A 14,846-nucleotide genomic window follows, 5' to 3' on the forward strand; every position below is an offset into this window, starting at 1 on the left:
TGGGGTGGTTGAAGTTTCACCAGTGTTGGCGGGTGATTCTCAGAGATGGATCAGAGCGCCGGCGGCAGATGCCGCTCCACCAGCGCGCGCTTGTCGGGTTTGCCACTCGGCGCGACCGGCACGGAGGACACCGTCGTGATCGTCCGGGGGACGCTGTCCGCGCCGAGCTCGGCGCGCACCAGCTCCGCCAGCGCGGCGTGGTCCAGGGTGGCGCCCGGAGCCGGGACGACGAACGCGTGGACGGCCTCCCCGGTCCGCTCGTCCGGCGCGCCGGTCACGTACGCCTCGGCCACGCCGGGATGACCGGCCAGCGCCCGCTCGACGGGACCGGCATAGACGACGATCGCGTTCACCATGATCACGTCCCTGGTCCGGCCGGCCAGGTGCAGCAGGCCGGTCTCGTCGAGGTGACCGAGATCGCGGGTGCGCAGCCAGCCGTCCCGCAGCACGTCGCGGGTCTCCTCCGGCTGATTCCAGTAGCCCGCCATCAGGTAGGGGCCGCGCACGTGGATCTCGCCGGTGCGTCCCGGGGCGACCGGGCGGCCCTCCTCGTCGCGCACGCTGATCTCCACGCCGGGGTGCGGGCGGCCGACCGAGCCGGGCGCGTCGTGGCCCTCCTCCGGGGTGAGCATGGAGATGGCGCCGGCCTCGGTCGCGCCGTACACGACGTGGACGACGGGGCCCAGCCGGTCCAGCGCCTCCAGCAGCCGATGCGGGCTGAGGGGCGACCCGGAGACCGTCAGCGCGCGCAGGCTGCCGAGGTCGACCGGCTCCTCGCGGAGCAGGTCGAGCATCTGGCACAGCCGGGGCACGGTCACGATCGCGCCGGTGATCCGGTGCCGCTCGATCGCGTACGGGAACAGGGGCCGGCCGTCCTCGTCGGGGATCACCGCGGTGCCGCCGCCGAGCAGGCACGGCGCCAGGAACTCCAGCACCACCAGGCTGGACAGGGTGCCGAAGAGCATGTAGCGGTGAAAGGACTCGCCGAAACGGGGCGCTGCCGACGACCAGCCGCGAAGGGCGGACCAGTGCGCCGCCAGGGCCCGGTAGGTGAGCGCGCAACCCTTCGGCCGGCCCGTGCTGCCGCTGGTGAAGGTCAGCAGGGCCGTGTCGTCCGGTCGCGCCGTCACGGCGGGGAAGCGACCGTCGCCAGGATGGGCCAGGAGGTCGGCCGCGCCGGCCACCCCGGGGGCGGGCCCCAGTGACAGCACCGTGGCGGACCCGGCGGACCCGGCGGACCCGGCGGACCCGGCGGACCCGGCGGCCCCGGCGGCCCCGGCGGACCCGGCGGACCCGGCGGCCCCGGCGGCATGGAGCAGGTCCGGTGTCGCCGTCGACCGGTCGAGGACCACGGCGTCGACTCCCACGCCGAGCACATCGGCGAGCTGACCGGGCGTGTACCCGGGCTTCACGCTCACCACGCGGCAGCCCAGCACATGGGCGGCCATCTGGGCGGCGAACGCCTCCGGCGACAGGCCGGTGCGGACGGCGACGCCCTTGCCGGGCCCGAGCCCCGCATCGCGCATGGCGACGGCGATGCGCCCGATGAGGTCCAGCACCTCGCCCCGGGAGACGATCCTCGCGCCCTGTTCGAAGGCGGGGGTGCCGGGAGAGCCTCGCAGCGCCTCCAGCAGCACGTGCGGGAACGCGTCGGCGGCGTGCCCGGACGGCCCGTCGGGCTCCGATGGCCCGGCGCAGGGCTCGGCGTAGGGCTCGGCGCAGGACCCGGTGCGGGGCGCCGCGTAGAGCCCAGGCTCGGTGCTGGGCTCGTTGCTGGGCTCGGTGCTGGGCTCGGTGCGTTCGTGGTGCGTGGCGTGGGTGACGGGATCGCGCATGTCCGGCTCCTTCGTCTCGCGAGGCACCCGCCCGCACCGACGACGCGGCCGGCTGCTGCGCGGGCGCCGGTGTCCCACGTCGCGACGGTAGACGGCACAGATCAGAGCCGGATCAGAGCCGGCATCGAAGCGATCCCGTGAGCCAGGACCCCGCGAGCGGCGCCAGTCAGGACCCGGCGGGCCGGGAGTCCCGCCAGCCAGGACCCGGCGGGCCGGGAGTTCCGGTGAGCCAGGACCCCGCGAGCGGCGCCAGTCAGGACCCGGCGGGCCGGGAGTCACCGTGAGCCGGGACGCCCGAGAGCCAGGAGTCCCGTGATCGGGGGTTCAGCCCATCGCGAGCATCATCGGGGCGTACATGCGGGTCCGGTCGCCGGGGAGCGGCCTGCCTCCGTGGACCATGAAGGTCGTCGAGAACGCCTGTGACGTGCCCCGCTCTCCGAGCCACCCCAGCAGGCCCGGCCGGGAGCGCTCGACCTCGATCCGCACCAGGCCGTCGGCGTCGCGCGCGAGGTCTGTGACGAGCGCGCGGGCGGCGGCCTCGTCGCCGGCGACCACCGGCCCGATGAACAGCAAGTTGTTCATGGCCCGCCACGACACGGCGTAGCCGGTCGGCCCCGTCTCGTCCTCGACGACCCTGACCTCCTCGGCGAAGGCGAACAGCCGCGCCAGCAGCGCGGCCCGGTCGGCGCCGAAGACCTCCGCGTCGAGCGCGAGCAGGGCGTCGAGATCGGAGCCGGGATCGGAGCCGGGATCCGCGTCGAGATCGGAGCCGAGATCGGCCGGCCTCGTCAGGACGGGGTCGTCCCCGGGGCGCAGCCGCCCCACCCGCGCCTCCGTCACGCCCAGCGTCTCGAACCCCAGCTTCTCGTACAGCGGACGGCCGAGCTCGGTGGCCCAGAGGAAGACGGTCGCGTCACCGGCCGTGTCGAGCACGTGCGTCATCAGCCGGCGGCCCAGGCCGCGTCCGCCGTACCGGGTGGCGACGAGCATCATGCCGATGCCCGCCGCGGTCGTGCCGTACCGGGTCAGCGTGACCGTGCCCGCCAGCTCTCCCGACGGTGCCTCGATCGCGTAGACCTCGGCGTTCTCCAGGAGGAACAGCCACTTGCGCTCCTCCCGGCCCCAGGCCCGGTCCTCGCTCAGGGCCAGGCATCGATCCAGGTCCTCGGGTCCGAGTCGTCGTACGGGGAGCTCGGCGGCCGGCGTGGTGAGCGGGTCGGGCATGCGTTCTTCCTTGTCCGCGCCGGTTCGCGGCCCCGGCGCTCGTGGCGGCCTCCGAGGCTAGCCGCACCCCGACACGACGGACACTCGTTTTCTCCGGGAAAACCACTGTCCGGCGGGCGGCCCGTCTTGTCAGGATCGTGCCATGCGACACTGGCCGCTCCTGACATTGCGACTGACGACCCCCCGGCTGGAGCTTCGCCTGCCCGGCCTGGACGACCTGGACGCGCTCGCCGACCGGGCGGCCGAGGGCGTCCACGATCCCGGCGAGATGCCGTTCGGCGAGCCGTGGACGGACGCCCCGCCGCACGAACGCGCCCGCTCGACCGTCCAGATCCACTTCCGGCAGTGGGGCACCTGGTCGCCCGACCACTGGGCGTGCTCGTTCGTGACGGTATGGGAGGGCCAGGTGGCCGGCGTACAGGAGATGCGGGCCCGCGACTTCGCGGTCACCCGTGAGGTCGACACCGGTTCCTGGCTCGGGCGGCGCTTCCAGGGCAGAGGCATCGGCACCGAGATGCGCGCCGCCGTCCTGCACCTCGCCTTCGCCGGGCTCGGCGCACGGTGTGCGACGTCGTCCGCCTTCCTGGACAACACGAAGTCGCTGGCGGTCTCCAGGCGGCTCGGCTACCGGGAGGACGGATTCGCCGTGGAGAAGCGCAGAGGCGAGGCCGCCCTGCAGCAGCGGCTGCGGCTGTCGCGCGACGAGTGGACCGCCCCCGACGGGTTCGAGATCCACGGCCTCGAACCCTGCCTCCCCCTGTTCGGAGCCTCGGAGGGAATCACCGATCCAGGGGGAGCCCCTTGAGCGTCCAGGTCGTGTCCGCGGCCCTGCGCGGCCGGCCCGACGGCCGGACCTGCCGGTCCGGCTTCCGCGCGGCCGCGTCGCCTCAGGCCAGGCGGGCCGGGAACCCGCCCGTGGCCACCGGCCCCCAGGACGCCGGGGTGATCCGCACCAGCGACTTGCCCTGGCGGACCATGGCCGCGCGGTACTCCTCCCAGTCGGGGTGCTCGCCGGAGATCGAGCGGTAGTACTCGACCAGCGGCTCCAGGGCCTCCGGCAGGTCGAGCACCTCGGCGGTGCCGTCCACCTGCACCCACGGCCCGTCGAAATCGTCCGACAGCACGATCACGCTCGCGCGCGGATCGCGGCGGGCGTTGCGGCTCTTGGCACGTTCGGGGTAGGTCGACACGACGATGCGGCCCTCGGCGTCGACGCCGCACGTCACCGGGGACGCCTGGGGGCCGCCGTCGCGTCTCGTGGTGATCAGGATCGCGCGGTGGCGATCACGGACGAAATCGAGCAACTGCTCACGGGAGACGGTCTCCGCGGTCGCGATCCTGGGACTCATGCTCGCTCCTCGCCTGCGGTCCGGAGTTCGGTCGTGCCGCAGGCACGGGATCCGGCACCTCGCCGGACGCCGTACCTGTTGATTCGCTCGCTGCGCTCACTCATGCGGCCACTTTAATCACCACCGGAGGCACGGCTCCGCTCCACTGGGCAGGTGACGCCGTCGAGCAGAAGCCGCATGACCGAGCTCGAACAGGTCGTCGAGGCACGCGCCGCGCCCGTCCTCGCTCCGCTCGCCGACGACCTCGGGCAAGGCCGGGAACGTCCCGGCTCCGCGGCGGCGCCCGGCGTCGGCCCCGGACGCCGTACGGCTTTCAGGCCACCGGTTGATCGGCCGAGGACGCACGATCTCCCTCAACGAGTGAGGGTCCCGAAGGACTTTACCTGCCGTCGACCCTGCCAGCACCCAATACGTACGTATGCCTCGAACAGGTATCGATACGGGTGTTTTCCCCCTCATCACCCCAAGGTAGGAGAAGGCAGTCTGAAAACGTCTTTAAGAGTGCATGAGAGCCAGGGGGACCGATCATGTGCCAGCACCACCCCAAGTGCCCGTCAGCGGACGCACCCGACCGCGACGCGGCCTGTCTGATCGCCTTCCATCCTGAGCAGGGATGGGGACTGCTTTGCAACGGCGTGGTGCTCTTCGACGACAGCGGTGAGCTCATGCCGGATGGCCGCAGTATCCCGGCGCGCGCGTCTCTGGGGTGTGCCGCATGAGTGAGCGTATCGAGCGAATCAGGCGACACAGCGTCTGGCGAGGTGCCGAATCGCGTGCCCCCGGCTCGACCGAACTCCGAGCCGAGGGCGAGGAGAAGTCATGACTTTGCTCTACTGTCCCGTCCGGGACGAATCACCGTCGTCCGCCCAGGCCGACGAGGCGCTCACCGCCTCGCAGCGCTGGCACTCCGCGGTCCGGCAGCGCTGGGAGAGGCTGCGGCAGCGGGTCGGCGACCTCGCGATCCAGCTTGTGGACGACCCCGACGTCGAGGCGGCCACCTGGCGGCTGCCCGCCGACGCCACCTCCGCCGGGCAGGCCCGCCGACTGGTCGGCGAGCGCCTGACCGCCTGGGCCATGGAGAACCTGTCCGACGTGACGCAGTTGCTCGTGAGCGAGCTGGTCACGAACGTGCTGTGCCACACCTGCTGCGGCGACCTCGTCGTACGGCTGTCGGCCGTCGAAGGACTGCTGCGCTGCGAGGTGGAGGACAGCGACTGCGAGATGCCCGCGATGACCCGGCAGCCCGTCTCCGACGAGCACGAGCACGGGCGCGGACTGCGGCTGCTGGCCTCGCTGGCCTGCTGCTGGGGCGCGGAGCGCACCCGCCAGGGCAAGATCATGTGGTTCGAGCTGCCGGCCTACGCCTCGCACTGACCGGCCCGCTCGCCGATCCGTCCGCGCGCTCGCTCAGCCGTTCCTTCACCCAGGCGGCGACCTGGGCGCGCGACTTGAACCCGAGCTTGTCGAGAATGTGCTCGATGTGACCCTCCGCGGTGCGCTGGGAGATGACCAGCCTGCCGGCGATGTCCTTGTTGCTCAGTCCCTCGGCGACAAGGTGCGCGATCTCCGTCTCCCTACGCGTCAGCGGTGCGATCCGGCCCTCGAACGGCGCGGGCCCGCGCGCGGCGGGCGCCCGTTCGAGCAGGGCGTACGCCAGAGCCTCCTCCCGCGTCATGGCCGCGCCTCGGGACACCTCGGCCTGGAAGGCGTGCTCGCCCAGCGCCTCTCTTGTGGCCGCCTCGCACTCGTCGTGCCAGCGGCCCATGTAGCGGAACTCCGGCAGCCGCGCGCCGACGGCCTGCCAGCAGGTCCGTACGACGCCGAGCAGCCGGGCCGCCCGCTCGTACTTCTGCTCGCCGGCCGCGAACCAGGCATGGGCCTCCAGGTTCATGCCCAGGCCGAGCTGGTCGCCCACCGCCGTGTTGTGGCGCAGGCTCTCGTTGTCGATCTCGCAGGCCTCGCGCATGTCGTCCCGGTGCCAGGCGTCGATCGCCACCGCCAGCAGCGCGTACGCCCGGTGCCAGCCCTCGCCGTAGAGGTCGCACAGGGCCAGGCACTCCTCGGCGAGATCGCGGACGCCCGGACGGCCGAGGAACGCGTTGGCCAGGGCGAGCCGGTTGAGCGCCAGCGCGAGCCCGATCGGGTTGCCGAGGGCGCGATGGACGGCCGCCGCCTCCTCGTATCGCCGCATGCCGTTCTCCAGGTCGCCCCCGGACACGGCCGCCATGCCGGACAGAAAGGCGATGTAGCCGAGCGTCACCCGCAGCCCGAGCCTCTCGGCGATCTCCGTGGCCTCCTCCAGCCGCGCCAGTGTGGTGGCGCAGTCGCCCCTGAGCAAGGCGATCCATGCGCCCGCCCACAGCGCGTGGGCGCGCACCTCACCGGGTTCCGCCGCGGCGGCCAGGCTCCGGTCGAACCAGCCAGCCCCCTCCGACAGGTGGTAGCCGCTCCAGTGGTAGAGCAGTTCCGCGGTCATCGCCAGGCCCGTCTCGGCCTCTCCCGGCTCGCGCAGCGACCAGTCCAGGGCCTTGCGGAGGTTGGCGTGGTCGCGCTGCAGGCGCTCCACCCACGACTGCTGGGCGGAACTGAACAGCTCCGCCCAGGCCCGTGAGGTGATCTTCCGGTAGTAGTCCCGGTGCCGCCGGTGCAGCGTCGCCTCCTCCCCGGAGGCGGCCAGCAGCTCACGGCCGAACCGCCGCACCGTGTCGAGCAGGCAGTAGCGGACCGCCCCCTCGGACTCCCGGCGGAGCAGGACCGACTTGTCGACCAGCCCCGCGACGAGTTCGAGCACGTCCTCGCGGGCGATGCCGTCGCCCGCGCACACCTGCTCGGCCGCCTCCAGGTCCAGGCACCCGACGAAGACCGAGACCCGCTGCCACAGCAACCGCTCCTGCCCGGTGCACAGCTCGTAGCTCCACTCGAACAGCGCCCGCAGCGTACGCTGCCGGGGCAGCGCGGCCCGCGATCCCCCGGTGAGCAGCCGGAACCGGTCGTCCAGCCGCGCCAGCACCTGCCCCACCGACAGGGCGCGCAGCCGTACGGCGGCCATCTCGATCGCGAGGGGCAGGCCGTCGAGCCGGCGGCAGATCTCGGCCACCGCCTCCTCGTTCTCCTCGGTCACCTCGAAGCCCGGCACGACGGCCGCGGCCCGCTCCGCGAACAGCCGGACCGCGTCCGACTCGGCGAGCGGCACCGCCGAGTCGCCGTCCGGGCCGGGCATCGGCAGCGGCGCGAGCTCGACGATCCGCTCACCGCCGATGCCGAGCGCCTGCCTGCTGGTGGCGAGGACCCGAAGCTCGGGCAGCGCACGGACCAGCGTGTCCACGAGCACCGCGCACTCGGCGAGGACGTGCTCGCAGTTGTCGAGCACGATCAGGCTCTGCCTGCCCTGCAGGCGTTCGACCAGCACGTCGAGCGGCGGCCGGGTCGAGTGCTCGTTGACCGTCAACGCCTCGGCCACGGCCTGCGCCAGCAAGCCGGGATCTTCGAGCGCGGCCAGCTCGACCAGCCGTACGCCGCCGGGGAAGCTCCTGTGGACCTCCTCGGCCGCCCGCAGTGCGAGGCGGGTCTTCCCCACCCCGCCCACGCCGATGACCGTGACCACGTGCGCGCTCCCCAGCAGGCGCTTGAGCTCGGCCAGCTCGTGCCGACGCCCCACGAAGCTGGTCACCTCCGCGGGCAGCCCGGCCGGTTCCCCCCTGACAGCTCTCGTTCGCATAGCGGTCATGACACCCACGCCGCCCCCGTCGTCCGGTACACCACCACGTCGTGGCACATACCAGCGTACAAACGCGGTTCCGGCCGCGCTCTGCCCCACTCGTCGAAGCGGTCCGCCGGCAGGGCAGCCCGGGGCGGGGCTCAGCCCTTCATCCGCCGCAGGATCTGCTCGCGTCTGACCTGGAGGTCGTCGATGAGCGCCTCCTGCTGCTCGACGTTGGTCAGCAGGGTGGCCCTCTCCGCCATATCCGTGGGCGCGTCCCAGCTCTGCCCGATCTCCTCGCGTATCTGCCTGGTCTCCTCGCGCAGGCGCTCGATCTGCGTGTCCACCTCGTCGAGCTCCTTCTTGAGCTCCGGATCGTCCATGCCTCACCATCCCGTTGCGTCACTCACGCGCGCCATGTCGCGTTCGTCCACCCCATTCCACGGGGACGGGAAACTATTCGGCGACGGCGGCAGGGAGATAGACGGTTTCGCCGGTCGTACGGGCCCGCTGCGCGGCCGTCAGCCGCGCCAGCAGGTAGGCCGGCATGACAGAGGCGGCCTGCTCCGCGGTGAAGAACCCGTAGTCGTCCAGCTCCTCCTCCTGCAGGGTCACGCTGGTCCCGTCCTCGACCGTGCCGCAGTCGAACAGGAAGTGGACCAGCGGGATCGGCCGGTCGTCCAGCGGCGGCACCCACTGGAACACGAGGAGGCGGCCCACCGAGCGGGTGAGGCCCAGCTCCTCGGCCAGCTCCCGGCCGCAGGCCGCCTCCGGCGACTCGCCCTCGTCGACGTGCCCGCCCGGCCAGCCCCAGTGGTCGCGGTAGCCCGGCTTCACGAGCAGGACCCGCCCGGAGGAGTCGGTGAGGAAACCGGCCGCCGCGGCGGCCACCTTGAACAGCCCCGCGTAGAAGGTGTCCGCCGGGATCATCGCAGCTCCGATCTCATGTCCTGAGCCTAGATCGTGTCCGGACAGGCGGTGGGGCCGGCGGCGCCGCTCAGGCCACCGCGTCCAGGCGCGCGCGCAGCTCTCCGGGGAGTGTCAGGGCGACGCCCGCCAGGGCCTCATCCAGTTGAGCGGCGTTGCTGACGCCGACGATCGGCGTCAGCGGCGGGACGCCCCCGGCCAGCCAGGCGAGCACCACCTGGTTGCGGGTCACGCCGAGCTCGGCCGCCACGTCGGTCAGCACGGCCAGCCGCCGGCTCGTCCCCGGGTGGTCGTACGCCTCGGACAGGGGGCGGTCGTCGCGCGTGTAGGAGCCGTTGAGCAGCGGAGTGTAGGCCCACAGAGCGACCTCGGGGTGTACGGCGACGTAGTCGAGGATCTCGTCCGTCACCCAGCCGAAGCGGTGGGTCTGGTCCGGCACCTTCGCCCAGGGGCGTGGGCTGAGGTAGGAGTGGCGCAACTGCAGGGCGGTGTACCCCGGCCATCCGTTGGCCCGGGCGATCTCGCGGGCGCGCTCCACCCGCCAGAGGGGGTGGTTGGACGCGCCGAGGCGACCGGCCGTTCCCGACTCGACGAGCAGCGCCAGCGCGTGGCCGGTCTCCTCCGGCGAAACCGACCGATCCTCCATGTGCGTCCAGAACAGCTCGACGTGATCGGTGCGCAGGCGGCGGAGGCTGTCCTCGGCCGCCGTCTTGATCGCGGCGGCCGACAGCCCCTCCCGGTTGGCGGGCCACTCTCCGCCGCCGACCGGCTGCGCGCCCGCCTTCGTGCTGAGGCGCACGCGGTCGCGGAGGCCGGGACGCTTGGCCAGCCATTCACCGATCACTTTCTCGCTGTGCCCCCCGGCGCCGTCCGGGTCGGACCAGAACGCGTAGCAGTTCGCCGTGTCGATCAGGGTGCCGCCCCCGTCGACGAAGCGGTCCAGCAGGTCGAACGCGGCCCGCTTGTCCACCTGGCTGCCGAAGCGCATCGCCCCAAGCGCGAGGTTCACGTGTTCCATATCGTGCTCCCTTCGACCGAAACAGGCAGGAGTCTGGTAGCTGGAGTGGACTCAAGGTCAACACCTTGACGGAGAAACTCGTTTCGGAATTCGTCCCGGCCGCAGCCGTCAGATGGGCGCCAGGACGAGCTTGCCGCGGACATGCCCTGCCTGGCTGTCGCGGTGAGCGGCGGCCGCGTCGGTCAAGGGATAGAGGGCGATGGGCACCGTGATCGCGCCTGCCGCCACCAACGCAATCGTTTCGGTCAGAATGCCGCGCATGTCGTCGGGCTCGCCGTAGACGAACCGTACGCCCAGTGACTGTGCCGACGCGTCGGCGAGAGTGATGACCCGATCGGGGTCCCCGGTCAACTCCACCAAAGCGGGGAGGGAACCACGCCCCGAGGCGTCGACAGCGGCGTCCACACCGCCGGCGACCACAGCGCGGATTCGGTCGGCCAGGTCGTCGCCGTAGCTCACCGGGACGGCGCCGAGAGAGCGCAGGTAGTCGTGGTTGCCTGGGCCGGCCGTGCCGATCACCGTGAGCCCGCGAAGCCGGGCGAGCTGGGCTGCGACGGTTCCCACGCCACCGGCCGCCCCGTCGATCACGATCGTATCGCCCTGCGCCAGGCGGAGCTGGGCGAGAGCGTGATAAGCAGTGGCGCCGGCCACGGGCAGAGCGGCTGCGACCTCCCAGCACACCGTGGCAGGTTTCACCGCGATGGCATCGCGGCTCGCCAGCGCCAGCTCGGCGTAACTCCCGGAGGCCGCCTTGCCGAAGACCTCGTCTCCGACGGCGACATCGGCCACCTCCGGCCCGATGGACTCGACGATCCCGGCCACGTCGACCCCTGGGACGGCCGGAAACCGCACCGGCATCACCGCGGCCATGGCACCGCTGCGGACCTTCCAGTCGATCGGGTTGACACCGGCGGCGCGGACCGCGATCCGTACCTGTCCCGGGCCGGGGTCGGGCACCTCGCACTCGGCCACACGCAGGACCTCGGCCTCGCCGTACTCGGAGAACATGACAGCCCGGCAGATCCGTTTCATAGCTTCCTTTCCCGGATGGCGCCCCACTCGCGACAGGGCCCGGCCCATGCGTTTCACCGGAGCCACGCAGCCGGCGAACGACGCCGGAGAGGGTGAACCGGTCCGCTGGTCCGGTACGATACGGTCCAACGGTCCACTTATGCAAGGAGCGTGACCGTGACCGAACGCGCCGATGCCGCTCGCAACCGCGCCGCCGTACTGACCGCCGCGGAAGCGCTTTTCCAGCGAGAGGACCTCGAGCATGTCAGCCTGGCCCGCATCGCCCAGGCCGCCGGCGTCGGCAAGGCCACGGTCATGCGCCGCTTCGGCGACCTGCTGGGACTGGTCGAAGCGCTCATCGCACCACGCGTCGCCGCCTTGCAGGACCGCGTGCGATCGGGAGAGCCCCCACTCGGACCCGGCGGAGACGCCGGTGCACGACTCCATGCCTACCTCGATGCCCTGTTCGACTTCGTCGCGGAAAACCGCACGCTGATCCGCGCACTGGAGCACTACGGACCGCACGCCTACTACGCCAACCCCGCCAGCCAGTTCTGGATCGACGAACTCACCGACCGGATCCGTGCCGCCCGGCCCTCCGTCGACGCCGGCTACCTCGCGTACGCCGTCTTCACCGCACTCCGCGCCGACGTCATCGACTACCTCCGTCAGCATCGGCACATGGCCACCGAACGTATTCGCGCAGGCGTGCACGCCCTCGCCGACCCGCCGGACCCCGGCCCGGTCTCCACGAGTCCCGATCCCCACTAGGGGCTGTCCGTCGCTGTCGAGGTGGTGCTGGTCCCGGCGGCCACGTCCGGACGCGCCGTGCTCATCTCCGGCATCACCGTCATCGTGGCCATGGCGGGAATGTTCCTCACCGGCAACGGGATCTTCATGGGCTTCGCCGAGGCACGATCCTCGTGGTGCTCACGGCCGTCGTCGGCTCGCTGACCGTGCTGCCCGTGCTGCCCGCGCTGCTCTCGATGAAGCGGTCACGCACCACCCGCGCCGGCACGCCCTACGCGCGGGTGGTGCGGAAACGCGACCGGTACGCGGCGGGCGGCACACCGATCTCGCGGACGAACGCCCGCCGCATGGTCTCGGGCGAGCCGAACCCGGCGCGGCGCGCGACCACGTCGAGCGGATCGTCCCCGGCCTCCAGCAGGCCCCGCGCGGTCTCGATTCGGACGAGTTCGACGTACCGGGCAGGGGTGATGCCCGTCTCCCCCTTGAACAGGCGCGTGAGCTGGCGGACGCTCAGCCCCGCCCGGGCGGCCATCGCGCTCAGCCCATGGTCCGCGGCGGGATCGACGGTCACCGCGTCCAGCACCGGCCGCAGGGCCTCGCCGCGTGTGCCCCCGCAACGCAGCCGCACGCTGAACTGCGACTGGCCGCCCGGCCGCTGCATGAACACCACCAGGTGCTTGGCGACCGTTCTGGCCAGTGCGGTGCCGTGGTCCTCCTCGACCAGGCCCAGGGCCAGGTCGATCCCGGACGTCACCCCGGCCGAGGTGATGACCCGGCCGTCCCGGACGAAGATGGCGTCCGGGTCGACCGTCACACGGGGGTAGGTGAGCGCCAGGCGGTCTGCCAGATCCCAGTGGGTGGCCGCCCGGCGGCCGTCCAGGATCCCGGCCGCCGCGAGGACGAAGGCCCCGGCGCACACCGATGCCGTGCGCCCGGCCCGCTCCGACAGCCGGCGGACCTGTTCGAGCAGGGCCCGGTCGCATTCGGTGGCCGAGATGTCCGGGCTGCCCGGCACGAGCAGTACGTCGGGCGCCTCCCCGGCCAGGTCCTCCAGCGCCAGGTCGGCGCCGAGGCGGACGCCGCCGCTGGTCCTGATGTCCCGCCCGCCCGGTGAGGCGGTGCGCAGCAGGTACGTCGCTCCGTGCTCGTTGGCGACGGTGAACACCTCGAGCGGGCCGGTCACGTCCAGCAACCGGACGCCGTCGTACACGACGACGACCACGCAGTGACCCGCCCCCGCCCGGACGCCCATGCGTCCAGTCTGCGCCACCCTGCTCCTCACCGGCCGAGCGGCTCAGGGCACCAGGAGGAGCGAGGTGGGTGTGTGCAGCCCGACCTCGTGGCTGACGCTGCCGCCCAGCAGAGCGCCGAGCCTGCCATGGTGGCGGGGGCCGAGCACGATGAGATCGGCGTTGATCGCGCGGGCTCGGTTGAGGACGGCGTCCGGAACGCCCTCGCGCAGGACGTCGACCACCTCTCCGTCCGCCTCGACGCCGGCCTCACGCAACCGGGTGAGGGCCTGGTCGACCACCGCGTGCGCCGTGGCGTCGTCCTCCAGCGCGACCACCTGGTCGTACACGGCCTCGCTCGCCTCGGCGTGCAGGACGTGGACGGTGGCGCCGGTGAGGCGGGCGAGATCGGTGGCGGCCCGGATGACTCGGTCGGCCCGGTCGGAGCCGTCGATCGCGGCGAGAATTCGGGTGTACATCGGTTCCTCCAAATGTGGGGTGTGGCACGGCCGGCAGCAGCGCGGCGGCCGGTCCAGGGGGGCATGAGCAGCACGGGCAGCACGCCGAATCCGGCCATGGGTTGTCCGCGGAGGTCGTTCGTCTTGCGCACGGGAGAGGATTCGCCGGCGCTAGCCGGTCGTGGCGAAGGTCAGAGGCATGCACAGCTCGGTCGCCAGCGCGTCACCGTAGCTGATCGTCCCCCGGAGCCCCACGACGTCGGGCATTACATACCCCCCTTTCCGGACAAGACTATCGAGAACGAGCAGATCCGGACGAAAGGGGATCACCGCGACAGGGGGGACGGCATCGGCGATGAGGGAAATCCGTGTGTGCCCACGGCCGAGAGCCCGGCAAGGAGACGAGCGCGGAGCGGCCGTCCGATCACTTCATGTGCACGAAGGGGTCGGGGAAGTGAGAGGGGGCGAGGACGGCGGCCCGGGCGAGGATGTCCCTGCGCGTCCGTACGGCGAGGCCGGGGTCCTCGTCGTACACGTAGCGGATCGTCGGATCGGCCAGCTGGACGGGGTGGTGCAGGGCGTCGCCGCTCATGACGACGTCTCCCGCCTCCACGATCTGGTGGCCGGGCGTGTGGCCCGGCGCGTGCACCACCCGGACCCCGGGCACGGGCTCCGCGTCCCCGTCGACGACGTCGAGCAGGTCCCGCAGGGGATCGAGGATCAGTTCGCGCACCGGGCCGGCGGCCCACTCGACCTCCGCGCGCTGCACGAGATGGCGGGCGTTCGGGAAGGCGGGAGCGCCGTCCACGACCGCACCGCCCACGTGGTCGCTGTGCAGGTGGGTCAGCACCACGATGTCCACGTCGGCCGGATCGGTCCCGGCGGCGGCCAGTTCCCCGACGAGGCGGCCGGGCAGGGGCGCCCAGGTCGCGGGCGAGCCGGCGCCGCCGATCCCGGCGTCCACCAGCACCGTACGGCCCGCCGCCCGCACCAGGAAGCAGTGGAAGTGCAGCACCCACTCCTCGCCGGGCTCGAACACCGCACCGGCGAACATCTCGGGCAGCGGCTTGCGGACCGGTTCCTTCATGGGACCCACGGCATCACAAAGCGGGACGATCTCGACACCGGCCACGATTCTCGGCTCTTGCGGCATCGCATCACGATAGAAGAAGCACCCGTGCCAGAAGAAGCCCGGTTCAGCGGGCGGCGGCGGGGACGGGCGTGTAGTCGAGGTCGACGTCGGCCGCGTAGACGGCGCGCTCACAGTGGGCGCAGCGGTAGAGGATCGGACCCTCGTCGAGTTCGGTGCGGCAGCGCGGACAGCGGCGGCGAGTGCGGGTCATCG

General features: G+C 72.2%; 17 protein-coding genes. 5 read left to right on the plus strand and 12 right to left on the minus strand.

Translation table 11 applies throughout. From position 1 onward, the window contains the following. Positions 1-50: 50 nt before the first annotated feature. Entirely contained in the window at positions 51-1,835 is a 1,785-nt protein-coding gene (locus ACGFIB_RS06890) for a class I adenylate-forming enzyme family protein (RefSeq protein ID WP_393369145.1), read from the minus strand. 324 nt (positions 1,836-2,159) lie between these two features. Further along, on the minus strand, positions 2,160-3,059 hold the full coding sequence (locus ACGFIB_RS06895; RefSeq protein WP_357258716.1) for a GNAT family N-acetyltransferase: 900 nt from the start codon (positions 3,057-3,059) through the stop codon (positions 2,160-2,162). A gap of 142 nt (positions 3,060-3,201) precedes the next feature. Between ACGFIB_RS06895 and ACGFIB_RS06900 the strand changes: the two genes are divergently transcribed. Further along, complete coding sequence (locus ACGFIB_RS06900; protein WP_393369149.1) at positions 3,202-3,864, plus strand: GNAT family N-acetyltransferase; 663 nt, start codon at positions 3,202-3,204, stop codon at positions 3,862-3,864. An 82-nt stretch (positions 3,865-3,946) separates the two neighbouring features. Here the strand turns inward: ACGFIB_RS06900 and ACGFIB_RS06905 are convergent, their stop codons facing one another. Continuing rightward, positions 3,947-4,408: a PPOX class F420-dependent oxidoreductase gene (locus tag ACGFIB_RS06905; protein ID WP_357016088.1), complete on the minus strand. Its 462-nt coding sequence runs from the start codon at positions 4,406-4,408 to the stop codon at positions 3,947-3,949. Positions 4,409-4,935: 527 nt separating this feature from the next. Here ACGFIB_RS06905 and ACGFIB_RS06910 point away from each other — a divergent pair. Further along, positions 4,936-5,127 (plus strand): DUF5999 family protein, encoded by a 192-nt coding sequence (locus ACGFIB_RS06910; protein WP_142567753.1) that lies wholly within the window; start codon positions 4,936-4,938, stop codon positions 5,125-5,127. A 100-nt stretch (positions 5,128-5,227) separates the two neighbouring features. Beyond that, positions 5,228-5,782: an ATP-binding protein gene (locus ACGFIB_RS06915; RefSeq protein ID WP_357241683.1), complete on the plus strand. Its 555-nt coding sequence runs from the start codon at positions 5,228-5,230 to the stop codon at positions 5,780-5,782. On the opposite strand, the gene ACGFIB_RS06920 is transcribed toward ACGFIB_RS06915, so the two are convergent. The 5 genes from ACGFIB_RS06920 to ACGFIB_RS06940 form a co-directional block, all read right to left on the minus strand. Beyond that, complete coding sequence (locus ACGFIB_RS06920) at positions 5,745-8,126, minus strand: ATP-binding protein (protein WP_393369152.1); 2,382 nt, start codon at positions 8,124-8,126, stop codon at positions 5,745-5,747. The genes ACGFIB_RS06915 and ACGFIB_RS06920 overlap by 38 nt on opposite strands. A 140-nt stretch (positions 8,127-8,266) precedes the next feature. Beyond that, the gene (locus tag ACGFIB_RS06925) at positions 8,267-8,491 is read right to left on the minus strand and encodes a DUF342 domain-containing protein (protein ID WP_142567756.1); all 225 of its coding nucleotides are present in this window, start codon (positions 8,489-8,491) and stop codon (positions 8,267-8,269) included. A 73-nt stretch (positions 8,492-8,564) separates the two neighbouring features. Then, on the minus strand, positions 8,565-9,038 hold the full coding sequence (locus ACGFIB_RS06930) for an NUDIX hydrolase (RefSeq protein ID WP_357241677.1): 474 nt from the start codon (positions 9,036-9,038) through the stop codon (positions 8,565-8,567). A gap of 67 nt (positions 9,039-9,105) precedes the next feature. Then, positions 9,106-10,053 carry an aldo/keto reductase gene (locus tag ACGFIB_RS06935; protein ID WP_393369155.1) on the minus strand — a complete coding sequence of 316 codons (948 nt, stop codon included), beginning with the start codon at positions 10,051-10,053 and terminating at the stop codon, positions 9,106-9,108. Between the two features lie 108 nt (positions 10,054-10,161). Beyond that, positions 10,162-11,085: an NADP-dependent oxidoreductase gene (locus ACGFIB_RS06940; RefSeq protein ID WP_393369158.1), complete on the minus strand. Its 924-nt coding sequence runs from the start codon at positions 11,083-11,085 to the stop codon at positions 10,162-10,164. Positions 11,086-11,241: 156 nt separating this feature from the next. Here ACGFIB_RS06940 and ACGFIB_RS06945 point away from each other — a divergent pair, with 156 nt between their 5' ends. Continuing rightward, positions 11,242-11,835, plus strand: a complete 594-nt coding sequence (locus tag ACGFIB_RS06945) for a TetR/AcrR family transcriptional regulator (RefSeq protein ID WP_357241668.1) — start codon at positions 11,242-11,244, stop codon at positions 11,833-11,835. 21 nt (positions 11,836-11,856) lie between these two features. Beyond that, complete coding sequence (locus ACGFIB_RS06950) at positions 11,857-12,018, plus strand: hypothetical protein (protein WP_393369161.1); 162 nt, start codon at positions 11,857-11,859, stop codon at positions 12,016-12,018. 67 nt (positions 12,019-12,085) lie between these two features. Here the strand turns inward: ACGFIB_RS06950 and ACGFIB_RS06955 are convergent, their stop codons facing one another. The 4 genes from ACGFIB_RS06955 to ACGFIB_RS06970 all read right to left on the minus strand — a co-directional run bounded on the left by ACGFIB_RS06955 (position 12,086) and on the right by ACGFIB_RS06970 (position 14,844). Continuing rightward, a complete protein-coding gene (locus tag ACGFIB_RS06955) occupies positions 12,086-13,066 on the minus strand; it encodes a GlxA family transcriptional regulator (protein ID WP_409348762.1) in 981 nt (326 codons plus the stop codon). Positions 13,067-13,108: 42 nt separating this feature from the next. Next, positions 13,109-13,522, minus strand: coding sequence for a universal stress protein (locus tag ACGFIB_RS06960; RefSeq protein WP_357258704.1), 414 nt, complete (start codon positions 13,520-13,522; stop codon positions 13,109-13,111). A gap of 403 nt (positions 13,523-13,925) precedes the next feature. Beyond that, positions 13,926-14,588, minus strand: coding sequence for an MBL fold metallo-hydrolase (locus ACGFIB_RS06965; RefSeq protein ID WP_357258701.1), 663 nt, complete (start codon positions 14,586-14,588; stop codon positions 13,926-13,928). Between the two features lie 109 nt (positions 14,589-14,697). Continuing rightward, a complete protein-coding gene (locus ACGFIB_RS06970) occupies positions 14,698-14,844 on the minus strand; it encodes a hypothetical protein (protein WP_357241655.1) in 147 nt (48 codons plus the stop codon). Between the last annotated feature and the right edge of the window lie 2 nt (positions 14,845-14,846).

It is taken from the genome of Microbispora bryophytorum, assembly GCF_043197435.1.
In the GTDB taxonomy this organism is placed as follows: Bacteria; Actinomycetota; Actinomycetes; order Streptosporangiales; family Streptosporangiaceae; genus Microbispora; species Microbispora bryophytorum.

Coding starts and splice junctions, on each gene's coding strand:
- ACGFIB_RS06890 (WP_393369145.1), bottom strand. CDS start 1,835: ATGCGCGATCCCGTCACCCACGCCACGCACCACGAACGCACCGAGCCC.
- ACGFIB_RS06895 (WP_357258716.1), bottom strand. CDS start 3,059: ATGCCCGACCCGCTCACCACGCCGGCCGCCGAGCTCCCCGTACGACGA.
- ACGFIB_RS06900 (WP_393369149.1), top strand. CDS start 3,202: ATGCGACACTGGCCGCTCCTGACATTGCGACTGACGACCCCCCGGCTG.
- ACGFIB_RS06905 (WP_357016088.1), bottom strand. CDS start 4,408: ATGAGTCCCAGGATCGCGACCGCGGAGACCGTCTCCCGTGAGCAGTTG.
- ACGFIB_RS06910 (WP_142567753.1), top strand. CDS start 4,936: ATGTGCCAGCACCACCCCAAGTGCCCGTCAGCGGACGCACCCGACCGC.
- ACGFIB_RS06915 (WP_357241683.1), top strand. CDS start 5,228: ATGACTTTGCTCTACTGTCCCGTCCGGGACGAATCACCGTCGTCCGCC.
- ACGFIB_RS06920 (WP_393369152.1), bottom strand. CDS start 8,126: ATGCGAACGAGAGCTGTCAGGGGGGAACCGGCCGGGCTGCCCGCGGAG.
- ACGFIB_RS06925 (WP_142567756.1), bottom strand. CDS start 8,491: ATGGACGATCCGGAGCTCAAGAAGGAGCTCGACGAGGTGGACACGCAG.
- ACGFIB_RS06930 (WP_357241677.1), bottom strand. CDS start 9,038: ATGATCCCGGCGGACACCTTCTACGCGGGGCTGTTCAAGGTGGCCGCC.
- ACGFIB_RS06935 (WP_393369155.1), bottom strand. CDS start 10,053: ATGGAACACGTGAACCTCGCGCTTGGGGCGATGCGCTTCGGCAGCCAG.
- ACGFIB_RS06940 (WP_393369158.1), bottom strand. CDS start 11,085: ATGAAACGGATCTGCCGGGCTGTCATGTTCTCCGAGTACGGCGAGGCC.
- ACGFIB_RS06955 (WP_409348762.1), bottom strand. CDS start 13,066: ATGGGCGTCCGGGCGGGGGCGGGTCACTGCGTGGTCGTCGTCGTGTAC.
- ACGFIB_RS06960 (WP_357258704.1), bottom strand. CDS start 13,522: ATGTACACCCGAATTCTCGCCGCGATCGACGGCTCCGACCGGGCCGAC.
- ACGFIB_RS06965 (WP_357258701.1), bottom strand. CDS start 14,588: ATGAAGGAACCGGTCCGCAAGCCGCTGCCCGAGATGTTCGCCGGTGCG.
- ACGFIB_RS06970 (WP_357241655.1), bottom strand. CDS start 14,844: ATGACCCGCACTCGCCGCCGCTGTCCGCGCTGCCGCACCGAACTCGAC.